At 66.2% G+C, this 7,672-nt stretch carries 4 protein-coding genes and 2 pseudogenes; 4 read left to right on the top strand and 2 right to left on the bottom strand.

The annotated features are described in order from the left end of the window. Window positions 1-706, bottom strand: a pseudogene (locus tag OR16_RS36175) (PrpR N-terminal domain-containing protein); the annotation flags it as partial. A 286-nt stretch (window positions 707-992) separates the two neighbouring features. Here OR16_RS36175 and prpB point away from each other — a divergent pair. The 4 genes from prpB to prpF all read left to right on the top strand — a co-directional run bounded on the left by prpB (window position 993) and on the right by prpF (window position 7,082). Continuing rightward, on the top strand, window positions 993-1,901 hold the full coding sequence (gene prpB, locus OR16_RS36170) for a methylisocitrate lyase (RefSeq protein ID WP_006163986.1): 909 nt from the start codon (window positions 993-995) through the stop codon (window positions 1,899-1,901). Window positions 1,902-1,974: 73 nt separating this feature from the next. Next, on the top strand, window positions 1,975-3,132 hold the full coding sequence (gene prpC / locus OR16_RS36165; protein WP_006163984.1) for a bifunctional 2-methylcitrate synthase/citrate synthase: 1,158 nt from the start codon (window positions 1,975-1,977) through the stop codon (window positions 3,130-3,132). A gap of 108 nt (window positions 3,133-3,240) precedes the next feature. After that, a complete protein-coding gene (acnD, locus tag OR16_RS36160; protein ID WP_006163982.1) occupies window positions 3,241-5,811 on the top strand; it encodes a Fe/S-dependent 2-methylisocitrate dehydratase AcnD in 2,571 nt (856 codons plus the stop codon). 80 nt (window positions 5,812-5,891) lie between these two features. After that, window positions 5,892-7,082 carry a 2-methylaconitate cis-trans isomerase PrpF gene (prpF, locus tag OR16_RS36155; protein ID WP_006163978.1) on the top strand — a complete coding sequence of 397 codons (1,191 nt, stop codon included), beginning with the start codon at window positions 5,892-5,894 and terminating at the stop codon, window positions 7,080-7,082. A gap of 364 nt (window positions 7,083-7,446) precedes the next feature. Here prpF and OR16_RS46855 read toward each other — a convergent pair. Further along, a pseudogene (locus tag OR16_RS46855) lies at window positions 7,447-7,672 on the bottom strand (hypothetical protein); the annotation flags it as partial.

The raw sequence follows: 7,672 nt of genomic DNA, 5'->3' as shown, positions 1-7,672 counted from the left end.
CTGGATGCGCCCTTCCGCATCCACCGCGGCCACGCCTTCGTTCAGGTGCGCCAGGATGGTATTGACGTAGTCGCGCCGCCCGGACTCGATGCGGCGCAACCGGGCCGCCTCAATCACGTCCTCCAGCGCGCCGCGCACAGAATTGCCCGAGTACAGGAACACGCCGATCAAGCCGATCTTGTCCGCCAGGGTCGGTCACCAGGCCGGGACCCACCACCACTTGCACGCCCTCCTGCTTGAGCGCCTTCACGCGGGCGGCGGCATCGTCTTCGGTCAGGTAGGTGTAGGCCGGGATCGCCAGCGAGAAGGTGCGCACGAACTCGTCCACTTCCGGATAGGTAGCGGCGTGCGTCACCAGCGCCACCCGCGGTGAGATGCGCCGCGCCGTGGCCAGCGCACTCATCACGTCGAAACCGGTCACCTTGACCAGCACCACCGGCACGTCCACATGCTGGCGCAGGTAAGCGCCGTTGGAGCCGCCCGCCACGACGGCATCGAGCCGGCCCTCCCGGGCCTCCCGCGCGACGGCGCTGGCGGCGGCGGCAAAGCCTTTGCCGACAATGCGGAATTCCGCCTGGGCGGCGTAGCCGGGAATCAGGTCGGCAAAGGCCCGGGACAGGCGGCTGATGCCGATGGCCCATATGCGCGGGCGGGCCGGCGTGGCGGTGCCCGCAGGGTTGAGGGGTGGGAGAATGCCGGAATTCATCGGAACAAAAAACGCTGCGGATGCGCCGGATGGCGCTAATCTGGAGATTGTGCGCCTAGGCGGATTGCATTTCAATATTGAAATGCAATCCTTTCAAATTTGAAATGCGCGATGCACTTTGAAGGCAATGCAGCGGTGGGCACGAAACCGCCTGAATCGCCGCCAGCCCAAGCCTGGCAAAGGCGCCTGCCCTACCCGCCCCATTCGCCACCAGGCCCGATGCACCGCCGACACAAGCTGGCACACCCCTTGCGCTTATCAGCCGTCCACTCCTAAAGCGATGATCATGACCTTCTCCACTTCCGACCTCGCCCGCTCCGCCGGCGCCCGTTTCCGCCAGGCCCTGGCCGATGAGCATCCCCTGCAGGTCGTCGGCACGATCAATGCCAACCATGCCCTGCTGGCCAAGCGCGCGGGCTACCGCGCGATCTACCTGTCGGGTGGCGGCGTGGCCGCGGGCTCGCTCGGCCTGCCGGACCTGGGCATTTCCAACCTGGACGACGTATTGACCGATATCCGCCGCATCACCGACGTGTGCGACGTGCCGCTGCTGGTCGACGTGGACACCGGGTTCGGCGCCTCCGCCTTCAACGTGGCGCGCACCACCAAGTCGCTGATCAAGTTCGGCGCGGGCGCGATGCATATTGAAGACCAGGTCGGCGCCAAGCGCTGCGGCCACCGCCCAGGCAAGGAAATCGTCTCGCAGGGTGAAATGGTCGACCGCATCAAGGCTGCCGTCGATGCCCGTACCGACGAGAACTTCGTCATCATGGCCCGCACCGACGCGCTGGCCGTGGAAGGCCTGGACAAGGCCATCGAGCGCGCCGTGGCCTGCGTGGAAGCGGGTGCCGACGCCATCTTCCCCGAAGCCATGACCGACCTGGCCATGTACCGCAAGTTCGTCGACGCCGTGAAGGTGCCGGTGCTGGCGAACATCACCGAATTTGGCGCTACGCCGCTGTTCACCACCGAGGAACTGGGCAGTGCCGGCGTGTCGATGGTCCTGTACCCGCTCTCGGCCTTCCGCGCCATGAACAAAGCCGCCGAAAACGTGTACGCTGCCATCCGCCGCGACGGCACGCAGCAAAACGTGGTCGATACCATGCAGACGCGCGCCGAGCTGTACGAGAGCATCGGCTATCACGCCTACGAGCAAAAACTGGACGCCCTGTTTGCCCAGGGCAAGGCCAAGTAAGTAAGCACAACTGCACAGCAGTACGATCGCAAGCAACATCTGTCAGCACAGCATCCCCAAGGAGACTCCCCCCATGTCCGAAGCGCAACCGCTAGCCGCCCCGAAGCCGAAGAAATCCGTCGCCCTGTCTGGCGTGACCGCCGGCAACACCGCGCTGTGTTCGGTCGGCCGTACCGGCAACGACCTGCACTACCGTGGCTACGACATCATCGACATCGCCGAGACCTGCGAGTTTGAAGAGATCGCCCACCTGCTGGTGCACGGCAAGCTCCCCACCCGCGCCGAACTCACCGCCTACAAGGTCAAGCTCAAGGCCCTGCGTGGCCTGCCCGCCAACGTCAAGGCCGCCCTCGAATGGGTCCCCGCCAGCGCCCACCCGATGGACGTGATGCGCACCGGCGTGTCCGTGCTCGGCACCGTCCTGCCGGAAAAGGATGACCACAACACCCCCGGCGCGCGCGACATCGCCGACCGCCTGATGGCCAGCCTCGGCTCGATGCTGCTGTACTGGTACCACTACAGCCACAACGGCAAGCGCATCGAGGTCGAAACCGACGACGACTCCATCGGCGGCCACTTCCTGCACCTGCTGCATGGCCAGAAGCCGTCGGCGCAGTGGGAACGTGCGATGCACACTTCGCTCAACCTGTACGCCGAGCACGAATTCAATGCTTCCACCTTCACCGGCCGCGTGATCGCCGGCACCGGCTCGGACATGTACTCGTCGATCTGCGGCGCCATCGGCGCGCTGCGCGGCCCCAAGCACGGCGGCGCCAACGAAGTGGCGTTCGAGATCCAGAAGCGCTACGACAGCCCCGATGAAGCCCAGGCCGACATCGTGCGCCGCGTGGAAAACAAGGAAGTGGTGATCGGTTTCGGCCACCCGGTGTACACCATCAGCGACCCGCGCAACCAAATCATCAAGGACGTGGCGCACCGCCTGTCGAAAGACGCCGGCTCGACCAAGATGTTCGACATCGCCGAACGGCTGGAAACGACCATGTGGGACATCAAGAAGATGTTCCCCAACCTGGACTGGTTCAGCGCGGTGAGCTACCACGTGATGGGTGTGCCGACCGCCATGTTCACGCCGCTGTTCGTGATCGCGCGGACCTCCGGCTGGGCTGCCCACATCATCGAGCAGCGCATCGACAACAAGATCATCCGCCCCAGCGCCAACTACACGGGTCCGGAGAACCTGAAGTTCGTGCCGATCAAGGATCGCAAGTAACACCCGGCTGCCGGTTTGCTCCCCTGTACCGCCCGTGGGAGAAGGGGGTAGCCGGCCGCGAAGCACGGCCGCCACCCCCTGATCATTACTCTCTTCCTTCCCTACAAAATGAACACTGCAAACCGCAAACCGCTGCCCGGCACCCAACTGGATTTCTTCGACACGCGCGCCGCGGTCGATGCGATCCAGCCGGGTGCCTATGACAAGCTGCCGTACACGTCGCGCGTGCTGGCCGAGAACCTCGTGCGCCGCTGCGACCCGGCAACGCTGACCGATTCCCTCAAGCAGATCATCGAACGCAAGCAGGAACTGGACTTTCCCTGGTTCCCGGCGCGCGTGGTCTGCCATGACATCCTGGGCCAGACCGCGCTGGTCGACCTCGCCGGCCTGCGTGACGCGATCGCGGCCCAGGGCGGCGACCCGGTCATGGTCAACCCGGTCGTGCCGACGCAGCTGGTGGTGGACCACTCGCTGGCCGTCGAGTGCGGCGGTTTCGATCCCGATGCGTTCGAGAAGAACCGCGCCATCGAAGACCGCCGCAACGAAGACCGCTTCGACTTCATCAACTGGACCAAGAAGGCGTTCAAGAACGTCGACGTGATTCCGCCGGGCAACGGCATCCTGCACCAGATCAACCTCGAGCGCATGAGCCCGGTGGTGCAGGTGAAAGACGGCGTGGCCTTCCCCGACACGCTGGTCGGCACCGACTCCCACACCCCCATGGTGGACGCGCTGGGCGTGATCGCCATCGGCGTGGGCGGCCTGGAAGCCGAGAGCGTGATGCTGGGCCGCGCCTCCTGGATGCGCCTGCCCGACATCATCGGCGTGGAGCTGACCGGCAAGCCGCAGCCGGGCATCACCGCGACGGACACCGTGCTGGCCCTGACCGAATTCCTGCGCAAGGTCTTCGGCGAAGGCACCACCCACCTGACGCTGGGCGACCGCGCGACCATCTCCAACATGGCGCCGGAATTCGGCTCCACCGCCGCGATGTTCTACATCGACGAGCAGACCATCAAGTACCTCAGGCTCACCGGCCGCGACGATGCGCTGGTCAAGCTGGTGGAAACGTACGCCAAGGAAGCCGGCCTCTGGGCGGACAGCCTGAAAAATGCCGAGTACCCGCGCGTGCTCAGGTTCGACCTGTCCACCGTGGTACGCAACATCGCCGGCCCGTCCAACCCGCACAAGCGCGTGCCCACCTCCGAGCTGGCCGCGCGCGGCATCAGCGGCAAGGTCGAGAACGAGCCCGGCCTGATGCCGGACGGCGCGGTGATCATCGCCGCCGTCACCAGCTGCACCAACACCAACAACCCGCGCAACATGGTTGCCGCCGGCCTGCTGGCCCGCAATGCGAACAAGCTCGGCCTCACCCGCAAGCCGTGGGTGAAAAGCTCCCTTGCGCCGGGCTCCAAGGCGGTCACGCTGTACCTCGAAGAAGCCAAGCTGCTGCCGGAACTGGAGCAACTGGGCTTTGGCGTGGTGGCCTACGCCTGCACCTCGTGCAACGGCATGTCCGGCGCGCTGGATCCGGTGATCCAGAAGGAAGTCGTGGACCGCGACCTGTACGCCACCGCCGTGCTATCGGGCAACCGCAACTTCGACGGCCGCATCCACCCGTATGCCAAGCAGGCCTTCCTGGCCTCGCCGCCGCTGGTAGTGGCCTACGCCATTGCCGGCACCATCCGCTTCGACATCGAGAAAGACGTGCTGGGCACCGACGCCGATGGCAAGCCGGTGACGCTGAAGGACATCTGGCCGTCCGATGAAGAGATCGACGCCGTGGTTGCCGCCAGCGTGAAGCCGGCGCAGTTCCGCAAGGTCTACGAGCCGATGTTCGCCGTGACCGCCGACACCGGCGAGAAGGCCAACCCGCTGTACGACTGGCGCGAGATGAGCACCTATATCCGCCGCCCGCCCTACTGGGAAGGCGCGCTGGCCGGCGAACGCGCGCTCACGGGCATGCGGCCCCTGGCCGTGCTGGGCGACAACATCACCACCGACCACCTGTCGCCGTCCAACGCCATCATGCTCGATAGCGCCGCCGGCGAGTACCTGGCGAAGATGGGCCTGCCGGAGGAAGACTTCAACTCCTACGCGACCCACCGCGGCGATCACCTGACCGCGCAGCGCGCCACCTTTGCCAACCCTACCCTGAAGAACGAAATGGTAGTGGTCGACGGCAAGGTCAAGCCAGGCTCGCTCGCCCGCATCGAGCCGGAAGGCAAGGTCACTCGCATGTGGGAGGCCATCGAGACCTACATGGCCCGCAAGCAGCCGCTGATCGTGGTTGCCGGCGCTGACTACGGCCAAGGCTCGTCGCGCGACTGGGCCGCCAAGGGCGTGCGCCTGGCCGGCGTGGAAGCCATCGCCGCCGAAGGCTTCGAGCGCATCCACCGCACCAACCTGGTCGGCATGGGCGTGCTCCCGCTGGAGTTCAAGGCGGGCGTGAACCGCACCACCCTGGGCATCGACGGCACCGAGACCTACGATGTGATCGGCGCCCGCACGCCGCGCTGCGACCTCACCCTGGTGATCCATCGCAAGAATGGCGAGCGCGTGGAAGTGCCCGTGACCTGCCGCCTCGACACCGCGGAAGAAGTGTCGATCTATGAGGCCGGCGGCGTGCTGCAGCGCTTCGCGCAGGACTTCCTCGAATCGTCGAAGGCGGCTGCGTAAGCGCGCGCAGGCGCATCGACCCGCAACGTGTTCGGGCGGTACGGCGACGTACCGCCCGGTTTCATCAGGACAGGAATTTCATGGCCCACGTACCCCAGATCAAGATCCCCGCCACCTACATCCGTGGCGGCACCAGCAAAGGCGTGTTCTTCCGCCTGCAGGATTTGCCGGAAGCGGCGCAGGTACCGGGCGCGGCCCGCGATGCGCTGCTGATGCGCGTGATCGGCAGCCCGGACCCTTACGGCAAGCAGATCGACGGCATGGGTGCCGCGACCTCCAGTACCAGCAAGACGGTCATCCTCGCCAAGAGCGGCAAGCCCGACCACGACGTCGACTACCTGTTCGGCCAGGTCTCCATTGACCAGCCGTTTGTCGACTGGAGCGGCAACTGCGGCAATCTCTCCGCCGCCGTCGGTCCTTTCGCCATCAGCGCCGGGCTGGTCGACCCCAGCCGCGTGCCGCAGAACGGCGTGGCCTCCGTGCGCATCTGGCAGGCCAATATCGGCAAGACCATCATCGGGCACGTGCCCATCACCAATGGCGCCGTGCAGGAAACCGGCGACTTCGAGCTCGACGGCGTGACCTTCCCCGCCGCCGAAGTGCAGCTCGAGTTCATGGATCCGGCGGCAGAGGAAGACGGTGCCGGCGGCGCCATGTTCCCCACCGGCAACCTGGTCGACGACCTGGAGGTGCCGGGCGTTGGCACGCTCAAGGCCACCATGATCAACGCCGGCATCCCGACCATCTTCCTGAACGCGGAAGCCATCGGCTACAAGGGCACCGAGCTGCAGGACGCCATCAACGGCGATGCCAAGGCCCTGGCGATGTTCGAGACCATCCGCGCCCACGGCGCGGTGCGCATGGGCCTCATCAAACATATCGATGAGGCAGCTACCCGGCAGCACACCCCAAAGGTCGCTTTTGTCGCCAAGCCGGCTGACTACGTGGCGTCCAGCGGCAAGCCCGTTGCCGCCGGCGACGTCGACCTGCTTGTGCGCGCCTTGTCCATGGGCAAGCTGCACCACGCCATGATGGGCACGGCCGCGGTCGCCATTGGCACCGCGGCGGCCATCACCGGCACGCTGGTGAACCTCGCCGCCGGCGGTGGCGAGCGCAACGCGGTGCGCTTCGGCCATCCCTCGGGCACCTTGCGGGTAGGCGCGCAAGCCAGCCAGGTCGACGGCGAATGGACCGTGACCAAGGCCATCATGAGCCGCAGTGCGCGGGTACTGATGGAAGGCTGGGTGCGCGTGCCCGGCGACGCGTTCTGAGGCAAGCCGGCACGCACGCGTGAATATCACCCTGGGCGCGGCCTGCCGGGGCGCGCATTTCAGCTCGCGGCCTGGCCGCGTCGCCTGAGTGACAGTCCGGTCGCGCAGCGATCGGACTGTCACTCTTCCAATCAAGCCTCACCCCGCATCTTGGCGGCTTGCACAGGCCTGCCGAAGCCGCTTGCAGGGCAAACTACGGAGCCGCACGAGACGGCACCGGTTTTGCCGTACGCGCCAAATGCCTGGCGGTTAATTGCTTTTATGGCTTCAATCGCGTGGCTTACCCGCCTTGGCGCCCTGCGGATCGACGGGCACAAGAATGACCTCGCCCGAAGCCACCAGCCTGAGTTCGCCGCCGTCGAGCTCAGCGAACACTTCCGCCCGCGCAAACACCTGCCGCTTGCCTGCCTTGGTCACGGTCGCCCGGGCCACAAAGCCCTGCCCCCACGGCAGGCGCCATGCAATTGACCGAGTAGTGAGACGCCATCACCGGCCCCGCCACCGTGGTGGCCGCGAAGCCGCAGGCGGTATCGACCAGCGCGCCGATCACGCCGGCGTGAAGGAACCCGGCGTACTGCGTGGCCTCGTCA

Source organism: Cupriavidus basilensis OR16 (genome assembly GCF_000243095.1).
GTDB classification, from domain to species: domain Bacteria; phylum Pseudomonadota; class Gammaproteobacteria; order Burkholderiales; family Burkholderiaceae; genus Cupriavidus; species Cupriavidus basilensis_D.
This window is presented reverse-complemented; position numbering and strand designations above follow the sequence as displayed.

Coding starts and splice junctions, on each gene's coding strand:
- acnD (WP_006163982.1), top strand. CDS start 3,241: ATGAACACTGCAAACCGCAAACCGCTGCCCGGCACCCAACTGGATTTC.
- prpF (WP_006163978.1), top strand. CDS start 5,892: ATGGCCCACGTACCCCAGATCAAGATCCCCGCCACCTACATCCGTGGC.
- prpC (WP_006163984.1), top strand. CDS start 1,975: ATGTCCGAAGCGCAACCGCTAGCCGCCCCGAAGCCGAAGAAATCCGTC.
- prpB (WP_006163986.1), top strand. CDS start 993: ATGACCTTCTCCACTTCCGACCTCGCCCGCTCCGCCGGCGCCCGTTTC.